A 16995-nucleotide genomic window follows, 5' to 3' on the forward strand; every position below is an offset into this window, starting at 1 on the left:
TTAAATAATATGTTAATTGTTTAAAGCTTGAAAGTACAGATAATTTCAAAATAAAGTACAATTGAGTTATTAACTAAAAAAGGGAATCAAATTGTTAATAAAAAACATCAAAAAATAGACTTAAAAGGCGTACGGTTACTAATGAAAGTTTTATATTAGCGTGTTTTGAAATAATGAATAAAACTAATTAAATTTATATATGGCAGAAGGAGAGAAGGTCATTCCAATTAATATTGAAGATGAAATGAAATCGGCTTACATTGATTATTCAATGTCAGTCATTGTGTCACGTGCATTACCAGACGTTAGGGACGGGTTAAAACCTGTACACAGACGTGTATTATATGGTATGCATGAACTGGGTGTTAGAGCAACCGGAGCGCATAAAAAGTCGGCAAGAATAGTTGGGGAAGTTTTAGGAAAGTATCACCCACACGGGGATACATCAGTTTACGATGCAATGGTACGTATGGCTCAAGAGTGGAGTTTACGTTATATGTTAGTAGACGGTCAAGGTAACTTTGGGTCTGTAGATGGAGATAGTCCAGCTGCAATGCGTTATACAGAAGCACGTATGCGTAAGATATCTGAAGACATGTTGGCAGATATTGATAAAGAAACTGTAGACCATAAATTAAACTTTGATGATACTTTAGAAGAACCAACGGTTTTACCAACACGTATACCGGGTCTTTTAGTAAATGGAGCATCTGGTATTGCTGTAGGTATGGCAACAAACATGCCTCCTCATAATTTAACAGAAGTAGTAGATGGTACTATTGCTTACATTGAAAACAATGATATTGAAATAGATGAGTTAATTACACATATTAAAGCTCCAGATTTTCCTACAGGAGGAACAATCTATGGTTATGATGGTGTAAAAGAAGCTTTTCATACAGGTAGAGGGCGTATTGTTATGCGTGCCAAAGCTATTATTGAAGAAGTGCAAGGTCGTGAGTGCGTTATTGTAACAGAGATACCATACCAAGTCAATAAGGCAGACATGATTAAAAAGACTGCTGACTTAGTTAATGATAAAAAGCTTGAAGGTATTTCTACTATTAGAGATGAATCTGATAGAAATGGTATGCGTATCGTCTATATCTTAAAGCGTGATGCTATACCTAATATTGTACTTAATAAATTATTTAAGTATACAGCATTACAATCTTCTTTTAGTGTTAATAATATTGCATTAGTTAATGGAAGACCTCAATTATTGAATCTAAAAGAATTGATTCATTATTTTGTGGAGCACAGACATGAAGTTGTAGTAAGACGTACCACTTATGAGTTACGTAAAGCTGAAGAAAGAGCACATATATTAGAAGGACTTATAATTGCATCGGATAATATAGACGAAGTAATTAGTATTATTAGAGCTTCCAATAATGCAGATGAAGCACGTGCTAATTTAATTGAACGTTTTAAACTTTCTGAAATACAAGCAAAAGCTATTGTAGAGATGCGTTTGCGCCAATTAACTGGTCTAGAACAAGACAAGTTACGTAGCGAGTATGATGATATCATGGTAACTATTGATGATCTTAAAGACATTCTTGCTAAGAAGGAAAGAAGAATGACTATTATAAAGGACGAGTTGCAAGTTGTTAAGGAAAAATATGGAGATGAGCGTCGTTCTGTAATAGAATATGCTGGTGGAGATTTAAGTATCGAAGATATGATTCCGGATGCACAAGTAGTTATTACTATTTCTCATGCAGGTTATATTAAACGTACATCTTTAACGGAGTATAAGACACAAAATAGAGGAGGTGTTGGTCAAAAAGCATCAACTACTAGAAATGAAGATTTCTTAGAACACTTATTTGTTGGTACTAATCACCAATATATGTTATTCTTTACTCAAAAAGGAAAATGTTTCTGGATGCGTGTTTACGAAATCCCAGAAGGAAGTAAAACGTCTAAAGGTAGAGCTATTCAAAACCTTATAAATATTGAGCAAGACGACAAAGTAATGGCGTTTATTTGTACTCAAGATTTAAAAGATGAAGATTATATTAATAGTCATTATGTGATTATGGCAACTAAAAAAGGTCAAGTTAAAAAGACTTCTTTAGAGCAATATTCAAGACCAAGAACTAATGGTATTAATGCTATTACTATTAAGGAGGATGACGAATTATTAGAAGCTAAATTAACAACTGGTAATAGTCAAGTTATGATAGCACTTAAATCTGGTAAAGCTATTAGATTTGAAGAAGCTAAAACTAGACCAATGGGAAGAAATGCTTCTGGAGTTAGAGGTATTACTTTAGCACATCCAAAAGATGAAGCTATAGGGATGGTGATCGTAGAAAACCCTCAAGAGGAAACGGTACTTGTGGTTTCTGAAAATGGATATGGTAAGCGTACTTATATTGACGACCCAGAAGATGGAGAAGCAGTGTATAGAATTACAAACAGAGGAGGAAAAGGAGTTAAAACCATTTCAATATCTGAAAAAACAGGTGGTTTAGTATCTATTAAAACAGTAACAGATACTGATGATTTAATGATAATTAACAAATCGGGTATTGCAATTAGAATGGCGGTAGAAAGTTTACGTACTATGGGAAGAGCAACTCAAGGAGTTAAATTGATTAACCTAAAAGGTAAAGACTCAATAGCAGCTGTTGCAAAAGTAATGAAAGACGAAAACGAGGAGCTTGATGAAACTCTAGAAGGCGTTGAAAACAGTACTGAAGCAGAGGATGGCACAACTATTGATATTACAGAAGAAGAATAAATAACAACAAATTTAAAAATAACTAATAATGAAAAAACAATTAATACTTGGGATAGCATTACTTGTATCTGTAAGCTCAATTGCGCAGAAAAAAGAAATCAAAGCTCTAGAAAAAGCAGTAAAAAATAGTAACTATGCTGAAGCAAAAAGTTTAGTAACACAGTTACAATCTATGGAAGGTGCTATGGATAGTAAATTAAAAGATAAGTATTATTTTGCATCTGCTAAAGCCTTTTTTAGTAATGGTTCTGGATCTTCAAAAGATATAACAAGTGCAGTAAGTAGTTTAGAGAAAATATCTAGTACTACAGTTGAAGTTTCTCAATTTAAGCAAGTTATTGAAAATGATTTAATATCTAAAGCTAACGATTTTTATACTGCAAAAGATTTTAGTAAAGCAGCTAGTGTTTTTGAGAGTCTTTATAATGTAAAGAAATCAGATCAAACTTATTTGTATTATGCGGCATCTAGTGCATTACAAGCGCAAGATATGGATACAGCGTTAGGATATTATTTACAACTTAATGAGTTAGGTTATACAGGAGTTTCTACTGAATATTTTGCAATTAACAGTGCTAGTGGACAGGAAGAGGTTTTACCAAAGGAAACTAGAGATAAGTTTGTTAAAATGGGTACTCATACAAACGCAGGAGAAAGAACTACTGAATCTAAGTCTTCAGAAATAATCAAGAATATTGCTTTAATATATGCAGAAAAAGGTGAAAATGATAAAGCTTTAGATGCTATGAAACAAGCTAGAGAAGCAAATCCTGAAGATTCTAGTTTATTGGTAAATGAAGCTAATTTACATTATAAATTAGGTAATAAAGACAAATATCAAGCACTAATAAGTGAAGCTCTTGCTAATGATCCTAATAACCCTGATTTATTATACAATTTAGCAGTATTAGCTAATGACGGTGGTGATAAAGTTAAAGCAAAGGAGTATTATACTAAATCTCTTAGTTTAAAGCCAAACAACACTAACACTTTAACTAATTTGGCTGCTTTAGTTTTAAGTGAAGAGCAAGAAATAGTAAAAGTAATGAACGGTTTAGGGACGTCAGCTGCTGATAACAGAAAGTATGACGAATTAAAGCAAAAACGTACAGATCTATATAAAGAAGCTGCACCTTACTTAGAAAAAGTTTTAGAACTTAAAGAAGACAGTGTTGAAGTAGGTTTGACTTTGGCAAATATCTATAGTGCACTTGGTGAAGATGCTAAAGCTAAAGTATTAAAAGAAAAGTACGATAGATAATAATAAATTCTATTTTTACTAAAAAAAGCTTTCAATAATGAAGGCTTTTTTTTATGTCCAATTTTAGGTATGGTTGGGTAGACTTATAGTCTATCTTATAATATCGAAAAGTAGTATTTGCTTAGTAAATAATTATAGAAGTCACAGAAGTTAGTTTAAGTGTGCTAAATATTATAAACATACTTTATGAGGATGCAAAACTTAAAGATTTAAAGCGAGTAGTACAATCTAAAACACTATGTTGTAGTACTAAAAAAGCCTTCATTTCTGAAGGCTTAATTCTCTATTATATAATCTTTTTAATGACTCGCAATTTGTGCGTATGCATGCGCCTGTCTGCATTATATATACCTGTATGATCTAATCTGTCAATTCTTACTTGTCCATGAGCATGGATAACATAATTATCTTGCATAATAATTCCAACATGTATAATGCTTCCTTCATTATTATCAAAAAATGCTAAATCACCTGGCTCACTTTCCTCTATAAAACTTAAAGCTTCTCCTTGTGTTGCTTGTTGAGAGGCATCACGTAATAATTTATAACCATTAAGTTTATAAACCATTTGGGTAAAACCACTACAATCAATTCCAAACGGTGTTTTACCACCCCATAGATATGGCGTGTTTAGGTACTGAAATGCAGTCGTAATTATTTCTTCTTTTAAATTTTTCTTATCACAAAAATCACCTTCAAAAGCATGTTGCATTAGGTCTAAACCATTTAATTGAGAACCTAAGACAATAGTATTTAACTGGTTATTTTTATCCTGAATAAATTCAACTAAATCAGTTGACAATTTAAGAGGTTGACTGTTTATTAGATGGTATTGCTCTTCTGTAATTTCAATATATTGCTTATTATCAATCCAGCCTTCGTATTTATCAAAAGCTAATCTTATTTTACTCCATTGCTTGCGCTGCTCTAAAACTTTAAATGTTTCTCCATAAATAACCTGCGAGACTAACTCGCTTGTATCAGAGGTTTCAAGTCTTAAAGGAACAATACTTAAATTACAGATTCCGAATTGCATTAGGTCTTTTTAGTGACGTTCAATAATTACAGCAGAGGCACCACCACCACCATTACAAATGGCTGCAGCTCCTATTTTAGCATTATTTTGTTCTAACACATTTAATAAGGTAATTAGTATTCTAACACCAGAACATCCTAATGGATGACCTAAAGAAACAGCACCACCATTAACATTTACATTAGAATCGTTTAATCCTAAAATTTTCATGTTAGCTAATCCAACAACAGCAAAAGCTTCGTTAAATTCAAAAAAGTCAATATCGTCAATTGACATACCAGCTTTTTCTATTGCTTTTGGTAACGCTTTAGAAGGAGCAGTTGTAAACCATTTAGGTTCGTGCGCAGCATCAGCGTAACTTTTTATAGTTGCAAGAGGTTTTAAACCTAATTCTTTAGCTTTATCAGCACTCATTAATACCATTGCGCCTGCACCATCATTAATAGTTGAAGCATTAGCAGCAGTTACTGTACCGTCTTTTGAAAAAGCAGGACGTAAAGCAGGTATTTTTTCCATTTTCACATTAGTAAATTCTTCATCTTTACTAACTATTACAGGTTCTCCTCTTCTTTGTGGTACTTCAACAGGAACAATTTCATTATCAAATTTACCTGCTTGCCACGCAGCTGAAGATCTGTTATAACTTTGGATAGCGTAAGCGTCTTGGTCTTCTCTAGAGAAGTTATACTCAGTAGCACAAGCATCAGCACAAACGCCCATTGCATTTTGGTCGTAAGCATCAACTAATCCATCTTTTTGCATACCATCAATTAGTGTCCCTGGACCAAATTTAGTTCCAGTTCTAGCATGAAAGTAATGCGGGATCATACTCATGTTTTCCATTCCACCAGCAACAATTATATCAGCATCACCCAAAGCAATACTTTGTGCAGCTTGCATAACTGTTTTCATACCTGAAGCACATACTTTATTTATAGTTGTACATGGTACAGTATTAGGTATTCCGGCATATATAGCTGCTTGTCTAGCAGGTGCTTGACCATTACCAGCTTGTACAACATTACCCATTAATACTTCTTGTACTAATTCTGGATTTAAATTTATTTTATCTAAAGCTCCTTTTATAGCAATAGCTCCTAACTTTGTAGCAGGAACAGTACTTAAAGCACCTAAAAAACTACCAATTGGTGTTCTAGCTGCAGAAACAATAACAACTTCTTTGCTCATAATATCTATTATTTAGTAAAGCACGAAATTACTAATTTTTTTAGAAAATTTTACTGTAATCTTAATATTATAGGTTAATTGTAGTATTATAAATTGTTACATTTGAAAAACACGAGTTTTAAGCATGAAAGATCATATTAACGCGATTTATAAAAATCATTCGCAATTTTATAAAATATTACTATTTGTAGTTACTACTATTTTAATAGTCTTTATTTTTCCTAAAAGTGGACGGTTTAAATATAATTTTGAGAAAGGTAAGCCTTGGCAAACAGAAAATCTGTACGCTCCTTTTAATTTTGCCATTCAAAAATCTAATGTTGAAGTTTTAAACGAAAATGCGATTATTACTTCTCAAACTAGTCGTTTTTTTAACAAGAAAGCAGATTTAGCAGCAGAAGTTAGTGATAGTTTTGAAGAGAACTTTGGCAAAGTATTTAATGATACACTACGGGATTATAAAAAGATAAAATCTAAAGGGTTTTCTATTTTAAAGGACTTTTATAAATATGGTATTTTAAGTCAAGATTTAGATTTAAATGATCAAGATAAAGTAGTTATTTTAGTAGATAATGTTGAGAAAAAAATAACTACATATTCTAATTTACAAAAATTAGGTGCTATAAAAACTACGATTGATAAAGAATTAAAAGGAAGTTCTTTAGAAGCGTATTCTAATAGATTAACCGCTTTGTTTTTTGATGTTATAAAATCGGATTTAACTTACAATCGTGCTTTAACAGATAATGTTTTAAACGAATCTTTAAGTAAGGTTTCTAAGAATAGAGGTGTAGTGGATAAAGGGACTTTAATAATCTCTAAAGGAGAAGTTGTTAATGACGAAAAGTATCAAGTACTAACATCTTTATCTAAAGAATACGAATCTCAAGTGTGGAGTAAGTCAAGTTATAATTGGATAATTTTTGCTTATACTTTATTAGTAGCTTTGGCGCTATTAATGTTGTTGCTTTTTATAAGAAAATATAGGTTAGATGTTTATAAAAATAACACAAAAGTAACCTTCATCTTTTTTAATGTTTTTATAATGGTATTATTAACGACTTTGATTGTTAACTACAATTCAGAGTACGTTTATTTGGTTCCAATTGCGATATTACCTTTAGTTTTAAAAGCCTTTTTTGATGCACGTCTTGGATTATTTACTCACGTTATTACCGTATTATTGTTAGGATCTATAGTGCCTAATAGTTATGAGTATATGTTTCTTCAGATCATAGCGGGTATTGTTACCATCCTAACGGTATCAGAGCTATATAAAAGAGCAAATTTATTTATTTCCGTGGGTCAGATTACTTTGGTGTATATCATCGCTTATTTCGCCTTTTTTGTAATTCATGAAGCTAGTATAGATAATTTGAAATGGGAAACTTTTGGGTTATTTGTATTATGTGGATTAGCCACGCTATTTGTACAACCGTTAATCTACGTTTACGAGAAGTTATTTGGATTAGTGTCCGATGTGTCTTTATTAGAATTGTCTGATACTAATTCTAAACTATTAAAAGAGTTGTCTAATAAAGCACCAGGAACGTTTCATCACTCTTTAAATGTTGCTAATTTAGCTGAAGCTTCTGCTAACGAAATTAATGCGAATGCGATGTTAGTTAGAGTAGGGGCATTGTATCATGATATTGGTAAGATGAAGTCTCCGACGTATTTTACCGAAAATCAATCTTCAGGAATTAATAGTCATGATGAATTATCGCCAAAAGAAAGCGCTAAAATAATTATAAATCATGTTTTGGATGGTATTGAAATAGCAAAGAAAAATAATTTACCAGATCGTGTTATTGATTTTATTAGAACGCACCATGGTACAAGTCAGGTCTATTATTTTTATATGAAGGAGAAAGCCAATCATGAAGATGTAGACATTAATGACTTTACATATCCAGGTCCAAAACCTTTTAGTAAAGAAACTGCAATATTAATGATGTGTGATAGTGTAGAGGCAGCTTCTAAAAGTTTGAAGGAGCCAACCTCTAGTAAAATTGATAATTTTGTCGAAAATATCATAAATAAACAGAAAGATGACGGTCAATTTTTAAATGCGGACATAACTTTTAAAGAAATTGAATCAATTAAAAAAGTGCTAAAGCGCAAGCTTGCAAATATTTACCATTTGAGAATTGAATATCCTGAATAAAATTCAAAAAAAACTTGAAAAAAGGTTGTGATATTTAATAAAGTATTCTAAATTTGCACCCGCAATTACTTGCAAGTTCATTACAATAACGGAGAGGTGCCTGAGTGGCCGAAAGGAACGGTTTGCTAAATCGTCGTAGGTGTTAAAACTTACCCAGGGTTCGAATCCCTGTCTCTCCGCAATTTTTTTATCAAAATTGTATTTTGATTTAAGATAACCGTTTTTCGGGGTGTAGCGTAGCCCGGTTATCGCGCCACGTTTGGGACGTGGAGGCCGCAGGTTCGAATCCTGCCACCCCGACACTGTTTTCGTAGAAACAATAAAACTACGGGCTCTTAGCTCAGCTGGATAGAGCACCTCCCTTCTAAGGAGGCGGTCTCAGGTTCGAATCCTGAAGGGCTCACTCAAAGCTTCACTAGAAATAGTGAGGCTTTTTTGTTTTCTATAGTTTTCTTCTGTTTTATTATACTTCACAGCCTTTATTGGGCTATAAATACAATTTCAATACAATCTAATATTTAATAAACACACATCTTTTTAAGTGTGCTATAAGGTGTACCATTTTCACTTCAGGTGTACCAAAATAAAATCTAAACAATATGAATAATTATAAAGTTTCAATCTTGTTTCTATTGCAGAAATCTAGATTAAATAAACATGGAAAGTGCCCCGTAAGATGTAGAATTACATATCTTAAAAAAAGGAAAGAATTTGCAACTGGAATGTTCTTAAATCCAATTAATTGGGATAATCATAAACAAAAGCCTATACCAATTAATGTAGACAACACAATTTTAAACAATAAACTAAGCCTTATTTATCAACAGATAGATAAGGCTTTTTTAATGCTCCAAATTCTACCAAATGATTTTGATGTAGATGATATTTACAGAAAATATAAAGGAGAAGATGTTAAAACAGAAATTACCATTTTAGGAGCTTATGATTTACATAATGATAAAACTAAAAAATTAATAGGTATAGATTTTAACGAATTATCTTGGAGTCGATATGTCGAAAGTAGAAGAAAAGTAGCCGGTTTTATATCTAAATTTTACAATAAAAAAGATATTCAATTAAAACAATTGGACTTAAAATTTATAATGGATTTAGAATACTATTTTAAGACAGAACTCAATTTAAAACAAGCAACAATTTATAGAAGCATCCAAAGAGTAAAGAAGATTATTCAATTTGCTATTGCTGAGAATTATCTTCAAAGAGATCCTTTTAATTTATATAAAAATAAAAAGTATAAAACTAAGATAGTCTATTTATCCGTAGAGGAATTAAGGACTCTAGAAAATCATTCTTTTGCTCAAGATAAACTTCAGAAAGTCAAGGATATGTTTGTTTTTTGTTGTTATACAGGTTTAGCTTATTTAGAAATGGCGAATTTAAAGAGTGAAAACGTTATTATTAATTTTGATGGAAATAAATGGATTCAAATTAAACGTCAGAAAACTCAAAAAGTTATTTCTATACCATTATTAAGTAACGCTGAATTAATTTTAAAGAAGTATGAAAATTTGGAAGTAGAGACATTACTTCCAGTAATTTCAAACCAAAAATTCAACTCTTATTTAAAAGAGATCTCAGAGCTTTTGGGCATAGATAAAAGATTAACACATCATATAGCTAGAAAAACTTTTGCTACCACAGTGTTGCTTTATAATGATGTCCCTATGGAGATTGTATCAGAACTATTGGGACATTCAAATATGAATATAACTCAAGCTCATTATGGTAAGGTTGTGAATCAGAATATTAGTAAACAAATGAAAAAACTTAACAAAAAATTGAGGTAAGTATCATAATTCTATATTTTAAGATAGTAAATAATATTTAATAGATTTGTCTAGCTTAACATAACGCAACTCATCTTGAGTTGTATGATATTTTAATAATATTCTATAATAAAAAATGGCTAATTGAGGAAAACCGTAAAATAATTAGTAATAATAAAAATACATTTAAAAATAACAATAATAGTATAAATACAAATTCATTAAATATAGTATGACAGTATTAATAATAGTAGTTTTAATAGTGATAGGTAAATTTATTTATGATTCTTACCTATCAAATAACACTGAAGAGAGATGGCAAGAATACAAAAAAACAAATCCACATAGAGCAAGGAGGGTAGAGGCTTCTAAATTTGGAGCTAAAACTAATAAAAATGATTATAAGTATAGAGCAGATATGGCTCAACAAAAAAAGAAATTAATTTCTGAAATGATCAAGAAAGATCTTACGGACTATCAAATAAAAAGTTTGATTGAAATTGAAGACGATTTTGGCGAGATAAAAGGGAATAGTATTACAACATTAAAAGCGATTGATATTATTAATTCAAATTCTATTTTATTTAAATTAGAATTGTTAAAGAAAAAGTTAGAGCTAGAACTAGAAGAAAGAGAATTATTAGAAATAATTGATAATGTTTCCAGGGGTGTTATAAATGATAAGCTAGGTATTAATTTGAATGAAGAAGAAATGGAGGTTACTAGAAGGAAAGCCGTTTCCATATTGACTAAAAGAGTAAAATTAATAGTAGGAGCTAATCATAATATAGTTATTAGGAAAGTACAGTTTACCAAATATTTAAATGAAGCTGTAATTAGTGTTGATGCATTTAATAGTTTTTCTGAAAATAAAGCAAAAGATTTTTTTATCAACGGAAAATTTGAAGAAGCCACCAATGTTTTTACAGAAATACATGTAATTAAGGAACTAGGTTATAAATTACAAGAAACAAAACTGGCAACAGTTTATTGTGATAAAAAAGAAGAAGGTATTGTAGTTGTTGATGTTATTTCACAAAATGAAATTATATAATATGCTTAATTTTTTTAGATATAATAAATCAAAGAGAAACATAATTAATTTCTTTGACGAATATGAAGGATCTTGCGTTATCACAGAAAAACATAAAGGAATTTTAAAAATAGAGTTTTCAAGAATTTCTAAAGTTGATTTAATTAAAGTTTCAAATAGATTGATTAATACATTGGGTATAGTCATTTACGATTTAGAAATTGTTTTTTGTAACAATTCAAAGATGTCTATTGGTAATCAAATTCTTGTAGGCTTAAAAAGTAAATTACCAATCAAATTTAATTTAGTTAGTACAGGTGTAAATTACCAAAATCTAATAGAGTATAAAGTTACCCAAAAGTATGGTGTAATGCATAAAGAATTGGATGGTTTAGTTTTAGCAAGTAATATTGGAAACTATTATATCCTTAAAATGAAAGTTAAATGATAGAGGAAGAGTTTAAAAATATAGTTTTAAAATCAATTTATAATTTGGATATAAACTATTTATCCTTGTTAGAAAACAATACAGTGTATAAAGGAACTGAAACTTATTATCACATTAAAAGAGAAATTACCACTCTGATTGAGATAGCAGAAGCAAAAGACGTAAGTAAGTTTAAAATTTCTATCCATAAAGATGATAATGAATTTAGTGTTCTAACAGAAGATATGATATTTATTGTTAGATATAAAATTCATCACGTTCAACATTCTAGATTTACCATTACAAAATGTGTTGATGGTATTCCATTCTAATTTTTTTTAAATTTTTATTTTATTTTTTTTAAGAGTTTCTTCTTTATAAGTAACCTAAAAACACCCCCACGCTTTGTTGGTTTTGGGCAGATAGCCCGTGCTTATTGTTAAATCTAAAAATTAAACAAACCATGGTAAAAATTGTAGATTTTAAAACCTATCAAACAGAAGAAGGAAAAAGTTTTTGTACGCTTATTGTACAAGGAGGATTAGAAGCTGTAAAAAGTCAAAGTACTAATAAGACTTATTTAACAGCTAGAACAGCAAGGATGTCTTGTACATTTAATGAAGCAGTATGCAAATCATTGATTGGAACAGATTTTCCAGGCTCAGTTCAAAAGATTGAAGTTGATCCGTATGAGTACACTATAGAAAGTACAGGAGAAATTGTTAAGTTATCTCACCGTTACGAGTATATGGGAGAAGAGGAAAGCATTATTAATAATAATGTGGTAAAGAAAGAGTTGATATTTTAATCACTCTAAATAATACAGTATAAAAGGTTCTAGCTTAGGTTAGAGCCTTTTTTTTTGTGCTATATAAAACGATTATATAGCTACTAATTTTATTAAATATATAATATATGAAATTACAACAAGCCAAAAGGCATCAAGTAAAATTAAGACTTGGATTAAGCGGAGCTAGTGGGTTTGGAAAATCTTACAGCGCATTATTATTAGCGTATGGAATTACAAACGATTGGTCTAAAATAGCCATAATTGATACAGAGAATGGGAGTGCTAGTTTATACTCGCATTTAGGAGACTACAATGTGCTATCATTAGAGGCTCCTTATAGTCCAGAGCGTTACATAGAGGCTATTAATACGTGTGAAGCATCAGAGAATATTGAAGTCATTATTGTGGATAGTATAACTATGGAATGGTCTGGTTCTGGAGGTTGCTTGGATATGCATTCTAAACTAGGTGGGAGATTTGCAGATTGGAGTATTGTTACACCAAGACACCAATCCTTTATAGACGCTATTTTAAAATCGAATTGCCATGTTGTTACCACAGTTAGAAAGAAAATGGACTATTCAATGGATAGAGATTCTAACGGGAAAACTAAAGTTATAAAACATGGTTTAAAGGATATAACAAGAGAGGGTTTTAGTTATGAGTTAACTGTTGATTTTGAAATTATAAATGATAAGCATTTGGCTAAAGTATCAAAGGACAGAACAGGATTGTTTACTAATAAACCTGAGTTTATAATAAATGCTTCTACAGGAAAAAAACTTATAGCTTGGTGTAATGAAGGTATATCCATAGAACAGATTACTCAAGAGATAAAAAACTGTTCTTCAATAATAGATTTAAAACACATTTATGATAAACATTCAAGTGTGCAATCAGAGATTAAGTCACTTGTTTTAAGACGTAAAGAAGAACTCGAAGCTTTAAAGAATCAATTAATTGATCAAAAAGAAATTGTAAACCCAATAAAAACAGAAAACAATGGAATTGATAGCTAATAACAACGTTAAAAATATGGTTTTAAGTCATTTAGAAGTAACTAATAGCACTTCTAGTAGTTTTATAGAAGCCAACACAGAAATAGTAAGCTTAGAGCATCTTAAAGAAAAATGTACAATTCCTGTTTTTGCTAAAGATAACGAAACCACAATAAGTCATTTTCAGTTTATTAATGAAACCTTAGAACTGATTAAGTCTCAATTTCCTAACACTAATCCTAAAATACCAGACATTAGAGTTAGCCATGTAGTAAAAGGTAGAGTCCCAACAGCTATTGGTAAACCTGCAAAAGAATTATTAGAACATGAAAAGACAATCTATTATGAGCGCTGTGCATTTGTAATTGAAATCCCAGAGTTTAAAAAGGTTATTAATGGTAATGAATTGTCATTATGTGTTGGTGGTGTTAGAGCGTACAATCAAGAAAATCTTTACAGTAAAAAAAGCTTAGAGAAATTTAAAATGTTTGTTGGCTTCCAAAATAAGGTCTGTACTAATCTATGTGTTAGCAGTGACGGATTCACAAATGAAATTAGAATAGGCTCTATTTTAGATTTAAACCAAAACATTAATAATCTACTTAGTAATTATAATAAAGACTCTCATTTAAAGGCAATGCAGACAATGTCTAATTATAGTTTAACAGAAAATCAATTTGCTAGTCTAGTAGGGAAAACAAGAATGTTTCAGCATTTAGATAAGGTAGAGCAGCAAGGTAAATTTTTAATTAATTTAAATGATTCTCAAATTAATAACGTTGTAAAAGATTATTACAACTGTTTAAATTTTAAAAGGAGTGAAGATGGAAGTATTAACATGTGGAATTTATATAATTTATTCACAGAAGCTAATAAAAGCTCTTACATAGATTCTAATTTTGAGCGTAATGTTAATTGCTACGCATTCGTAAATCACCTAGTAGAATCGATTAAAAACGATGCTATATGCTGGTACCTTCATAATTAATATATAGCTAACAAGTGTAATTCAGATTTGAGTATAACACATAAAAATATTAATAAATGACTGATAAAGAACTAGCTTTTTCACTTAAATACAGCTCTTCTAAAGAGCTTTATGTGGTTACATGGGATAATACTTTAAAACTTCTTTACTGTCCATTTAAAGCAATAGCAAACCGTAATATTGGGTTGCTTAAAAAGGAGCAAGTGGTTTTTGTTGAAGAAGTAAAAGTTACCCAAGAACTACAAACAGTGTATATCATTAAAAATATAGCTTACTACTATTTTCACTTCGAGATACTATTAGAGCGTTAGTTTTTAGATATATAATTCAATATTGATTTGACCCTTATGTTGTATTTTCTTTACTCGATTCTTTTGAGACTTTTTTTGGTCATTAAATTATAAAATACTGAAAAGTAATCAGAATTTAATAATTGCATTGTATGTGTTAAGTCTTATTTATAATATATTGTACATTCAATTCATGCAATGCAACATTAATTAAACACCTTTCTAAATAATGCTTAAAAATTTTAAATTTACTGATTTTACTTCTAAAAAATCTTACTGTAGGCTTCAAGAGTTTTTTGCTTCAGCAGACTATCGTAATGGTTTTTATGAAAAATTAAACGAACCATTTGCTGACAGAACTATTATTATTAATGATGTTAATTTTGAAGGGGAAGAAAACTATCGTGAAGTTTCTTTTATAGAAGGATTTATTAAACCTAATATTGATATAATGCATAAGTTCTATTTTAGATCTTTCATTGGAGAAATAAATAGTAAGCTACTGTTACTAAAAGAGCAAAAATCTGGTTTAGCAAAAAAAAACATACAGAACATAAGAGTCACAAATGAGTTATTAAATAAATCTGAATACCTGCACCCAGAAGTAATTAATGTTTTAAGCAGGCAATTAGAATTATTAGAAAAGAAAATCGAGGGTTTTCTATTAAATCCCTATCCACATGTAAAAACTAAAATTCAATTTAATTGGAATAGAACTGATGTCATATATTTTTTTCATCTTTTAAGGGAGAATAAACAGATAGAGGATATTTCAAATGCAGACTTAGGGAGAGTTATTGATCATATGTGTGAGTGGTCAAAGGTAGATATGGCTTTAGCTATAAAAGATTCTAAAAAACATTTAAGTGACTTTAAAACGACTTCAGGAAGATCAGAAACGCCAGCATTAAAACGTCTTAGCGTAGTGTTTAATGATGATTTTTTTAATGTGTAATTTGGGGAAGTTTTTTTGACCCCTAAAAAAGGAATTAAAGTTTGTAGCTTTGTATTGAATTTGAGTAGAATGAAAGAGAAGATGCAAGCAGGATATTTAAAAAGACTCCAATTATATTGTCATTTAGACGCCTCTCTATCTTTTAAATTTATTTTAAACTATCCTCAAATTATAAGATAACATCAGTTTGATAGTTACTGATAAACCTAAACAAGCTTGACTACCTTGACTGGTAGATAGGGCTTCGTTTAATAATTACTAAATATAATGAAGAGAGAAAATGTAGAGAATGTAAAATTTAAAATTAGATCAGGAGCTGATTTAATAAATCAATATGAAAAATTACCAGAACCTAAATTACTTTGGAATGGTATTATTGAAGGCGCATTTGGTTTAATTACAGGAGTAGGAAAAACAGGAAAGACAACTTTTGCTGAAAATTTAGCGATGTCACTTGCTGTTGGAAAAAATGAATTTTATGGTTATGAATTGGATGCAAATCCTAGAAAAGTACTATTCATAAATTTAGAAGAAAAATTATGGAGAATTGGGAGACGTAATTCAGCACAAATAGATAGCTTAAATGAAAAAGAGAAAGCATTGTTTGCTTCAAATTATTTTGTTGCTCCAGATGAATTTCCTGAATATTTAATGAATGATTCAGATTGGGAGAATTTAGAAGAATATATCAAAAAAATAAATCCAGAAGTGTTATTTATAGATAGTTTAACGCATATGTGTATTGGAGAAATCGAAAGGAGTGTGGTTGCCCAAGAGTTTACAAGAAAACTAAAACACTATGTAGCTCATTTAAATATAACAACTTTTATTATTCACCATAACATTAAAGGTAATGATAAGCCAATGACGCAAGATAGTATAGCGGGAAGTAGAATAATTACACAAGAATTTGATTTTGCATTAGGTCTTGGTAATGTTCCAACAGCAAAAGGAGGAACCTATTCTTGCATTTTGTATAATAAAGATTCTGGTAAAGAAAATAATGCCGCAATCACGTATTCTTTCGATGACAATTATAATGTTGTAAGACTGGGAGAGTCTAATGTCTATGATTTATATACAGAAGCTAAAACGGATGGACGAAAGAATGATAAAAATAAAAATATAGTTACTGATTACATATTGAGTAAACATAGTCAAGGTAGTCAATCTATTACAACGAGTGAACTTAAAAGTGAGTTTGTAGAAACCAACACTTTTTCTAAACAAACGTTGTATACTGTTATAAAAAGTTTGAAAGAGGATGGTAGTATAAATATGGATAATGAAATAAAAGGAAAATATTTTATTAATATATATTAA

Annotated in this window: 15 protein-coding genes and 3 tRNA genes; 16 read left to right on the top strand and 2 right to left on the bottom strand. The window is 30.2% G+C overall.

What is annotated here, in order from left to right; all coding sequences use genetic code 11:
• The first annotated feature begins 199 nt into the window (after window positions 1-199).
• Both gyrA and CXF54_RS03785 read left to right on the top strand, forming a co-directional pair.
• Window positions 200-2752 carry a DNA gyrase subunit A gene (gene gyrA / locus CXF54_RS03780; RefSeq protein WP_101202504.1) on the top strand — a complete coding sequence of 851 codons (2553 nt, stop codon included), beginning with the start codon at window positions 200-202 and terminating at the stop codon, window positions 2750-2752.
• Between the two features lie 28 nt (window positions 2753-2780).
• On the top strand, window positions 2781-4013 hold the full coding sequence (locus CXF54_RS03785) for a tetratricopeptide repeat protein (RefSeq protein ID WP_090842345.1): 1233 nt from the start codon (window positions 2781-2783) through the stop codon (window positions 4011-4013).
• A 286-nt stretch (window positions 4014-4299) separates the two neighbouring features.
• Here the strand turns inward: CXF54_RS03785 and CXF54_RS03790 are convergent, their stop codons facing one another.
• Both CXF54_RS03790 and CXF54_RS03795 read right to left on the bottom strand, forming a co-directional pair.
• Entirely contained in the window at window positions 4300-5049 is a 750-nt protein-coding gene (locus tag CXF54_RS03790; protein WP_101202505.1) for a C40 family peptidase, read from the bottom strand.
• Between the two features lie 9 nt (window positions 5050-5058).
• Window positions 5059-6237 (bottom strand): acetyl-CoA C-acyltransferase, encoded by a 1179-nt coding sequence (locus CXF54_RS03795; protein ID WP_101202506.1) that lies wholly within the window; start codon window positions 6235-6237, stop codon window positions 5059-5061.
• Between the two features lie 124 nt (window positions 6238-6361).
• On the opposite strand from CXF54_RS03795, the gene CXF54_RS03800 reads away from it, so the two are divergent.
• From CXF54_RS03800 to CXF54_RS03865, 14 genes are all read left to right on the top strand, one after another.
• Window positions 6362-8404, top strand: coding sequence for an HD family phosphohydrolase (locus CXF54_RS03800; RefSeq protein ID WP_101202507.1), 2043 nt, complete (start codon window positions 6362-6364; stop codon window positions 8402-8404).
• 90 nt (window positions 8405-8494) lie between these two features.
• Window positions 8495-8583: transfer RNA gene (locus CXF54_RS03805), tRNA-Ser, on the top strand.
• A gap of 46 nt (window positions 8584-8629) precedes the next feature.
• A tRNA-Pro gene (locus tag CXF54_RS03810) sits at window positions 8630-8704 on the top strand.
• A 29-nt stretch (window positions 8705-8733) separates the two neighbouring features.
• A tRNA-Arg gene (locus tag CXF54_RS03815) sits at window positions 8734-8807 on the top strand.
• Window positions 8808-9003: 196 nt separating this feature from the next.
• Window positions 9004-10212: a site-specific integrase gene (locus CXF54_RS03820; protein ID WP_101202508.1), complete on the top strand. Its 1209-nt coding sequence runs from the start codon at window positions 9004-9006 to the stop codon at window positions 10210-10212.
• Between the two features lie 211 nt (window positions 10213-10423).
• Entirely contained in the window at window positions 10424-11245 is an 822-nt protein-coding gene (locus tag CXF54_RS03825) for a hypothetical protein (protein WP_101202509.1), read from the top strand.
• A complete protein-coding gene (locus tag CXF54_RS03830) occupies window positions 11232-11672 on the top strand; it encodes a hypothetical protein (RefSeq protein WP_101202510.1) in 441 nt (146 codons plus the stop codon). Before CXF54_RS03825 ends, CXF54_RS03830 begins: the two co-directional genes overlap by 14 nt.
• Complete coding sequence (locus tag CXF54_RS03835; RefSeq protein ID WP_101202511.1) at window positions 11669-11983, top strand: hypothetical protein; 315 nt, start codon at window positions 11669-11671, stop codon at window positions 11981-11983. Before CXF54_RS03830 ends, CXF54_RS03835 begins: the two co-directional genes overlap by 4 nt.
• Window positions 11984-12114: 131 nt before the next feature.
• Complete coding sequence (locus CXF54_RS03840; protein WP_198551037.1) at window positions 12115-12459, top strand: hypothetical protein; 345 nt, start codon at window positions 12115-12117, stop codon at window positions 12457-12459.
• 107 nt (window positions 12460-12566) lie between these two features.
• Window positions 12567-13460 carry an AAA family ATPase gene (locus CXF54_RS03845; RefSeq protein WP_101202513.1) on the top strand — a complete coding sequence of 298 codons (894 nt, stop codon included), beginning with the start codon at window positions 12567-12569 and terminating at the stop codon, window positions 13458-13460.
• Window positions 13444-14427, top strand: coding sequence for a DUF3871 family protein (locus CXF54_RS03850; RefSeq protein WP_101202514.1), 984 nt, complete (start codon window positions 13444-13446; stop codon window positions 14425-14427). Before CXF54_RS03845 ends, CXF54_RS03850 begins: the two co-directional genes overlap by 17 nt.
• A 56-nt stretch (window positions 14428-14483) precedes the next feature.
• Window positions 14484-14738, top strand: coding sequence for a hypothetical protein (locus CXF54_RS03855; protein WP_101202515.1), 255 nt, complete (start codon window positions 14484-14486; stop codon window positions 14736-14738).
• A gap of 208 nt (window positions 14739-14946) precedes the next feature.
• Window positions 14947-15672 carry a hypothetical protein gene (locus CXF54_RS03860; protein ID WP_101202516.1) on the top strand — a complete coding sequence of 242 codons (726 nt, stop codon included), beginning with the start codon at window positions 14947-14949 and terminating at the stop codon, window positions 15670-15672.
• A 267-nt stretch (window positions 15673-15939) separates the two neighbouring features.
• On the top strand, window positions 15940-16995 hold the full coding sequence (locus CXF54_RS03865; protein ID WP_101202517.1) for an AAA family ATPase: 1056 nt from the start codon (window positions 15940-15942) through the stop codon (window positions 16993-16995).

It is taken from the genome of Olleya sp. 1-3, from assembly GCF_002836085.1.
Taxonomy (GTDB): Bacteria; Bacteroidota; Bacteroidia; order Flavobacteriales; family Flavobacteriaceae; genus Olleya; species Olleya namhaensis.

Excerpts from the sequence above, each read along its gene's own strand:
- gyrA (WP_101202504.1), top strand. The coding sequence starts at position 200 with ATGGCAGAAGGAGAGAAGGTCATTCCAATTAATATTGAAGATGAAATG.
- CXF54_RS03785 (WP_090842345.1), top strand. The coding sequence starts at position 2,781 with ATGAAAAAACAATTAATACTTGGGATAGCATTACTTGTATCTGTAAGC.
- CXF54_RS03790 (WP_101202505.1), bottom strand. The coding sequence starts at position 5,049 with ATGCAATTCGGAATCTGTAATTTAAGTATTGTTCCTTTAAGACTTGAA.
- CXF54_RS03795 (WP_101202506.1), bottom strand. The coding sequence starts at position 6,237 with ATGAGCAAAGAAGTTGTTATTGTTTCTGCAGCTAGAACACCAATTGGT.
- CXF54_RS03800 (WP_101202507.1), top strand. The coding sequence starts at position 6,362 with ATGAAAGATCATATTAACGCGATTTATAAAAATCATTCGCAATTTTAT.
- CXF54_RS03820 (WP_101202508.1), top strand. The coding sequence starts at position 9,004 with ATGAATAATTATAAAGTTTCAATCTTGTTTCTATTGCAGAAATCTAGA.
- CXF54_RS03825 (WP_101202509.1), top strand. The coding sequence starts at position 10,424 with ATGACAGTATTAATAATAGTAGTTTTAATAGTGATAGGTAAATTTATT.
- CXF54_RS03830 (WP_101202510.1), top strand. The coding sequence starts at position 11,232 with ATGAAATTATATAATATGCTTAATTTTTTTAGATATAATAAATCAAAG.
- CXF54_RS03835 (WP_101202511.1), top strand. The coding sequence starts at position 11,669 with ATGATAGAGGAAGAGTTTAAAAATATAGTTTTAAAATCAATTTATAAT.
- CXF54_RS03840 (WP_198551037.1), top strand. The coding sequence starts at position 12,115 with ATGGTAAAAATTGTAGATTTTAAAACCTATCAAACAGAAGAAGGAAAA.
- CXF54_RS03845 (WP_101202513.1), top strand. The coding sequence starts at position 12,567 with ATGAAATTACAACAAGCCAAAAGGCATCAAGTAAAATTAAGACTTGGA.
- CXF54_RS03850 (WP_101202514.1), top strand. The coding sequence starts at position 13,444 with ATGGAATTGATAGCTAATAACAACGTTAAAAATATGGTTTTAAGTCAT.
- CXF54_RS03855 (WP_101202515.1), top strand. The coding sequence starts at position 14,484 with ATGACTGATAAAGAACTAGCTTTTTCACTTAAATACAGCTCTTCTAAA.
- CXF54_RS03860 (WP_101202516.1), top strand. The coding sequence starts at position 14,947 with ATGCTTAAAAATTTTAAATTTACTGATTTTACTTCTAAAAAATCTTAC.
- CXF54_RS03865 (WP_101202517.1), top strand. The coding sequence starts at position 15,940 with ATGAAGAGAGAAAATGTAGAGAATGTAAAATTTAAAATTAGATCAGGA.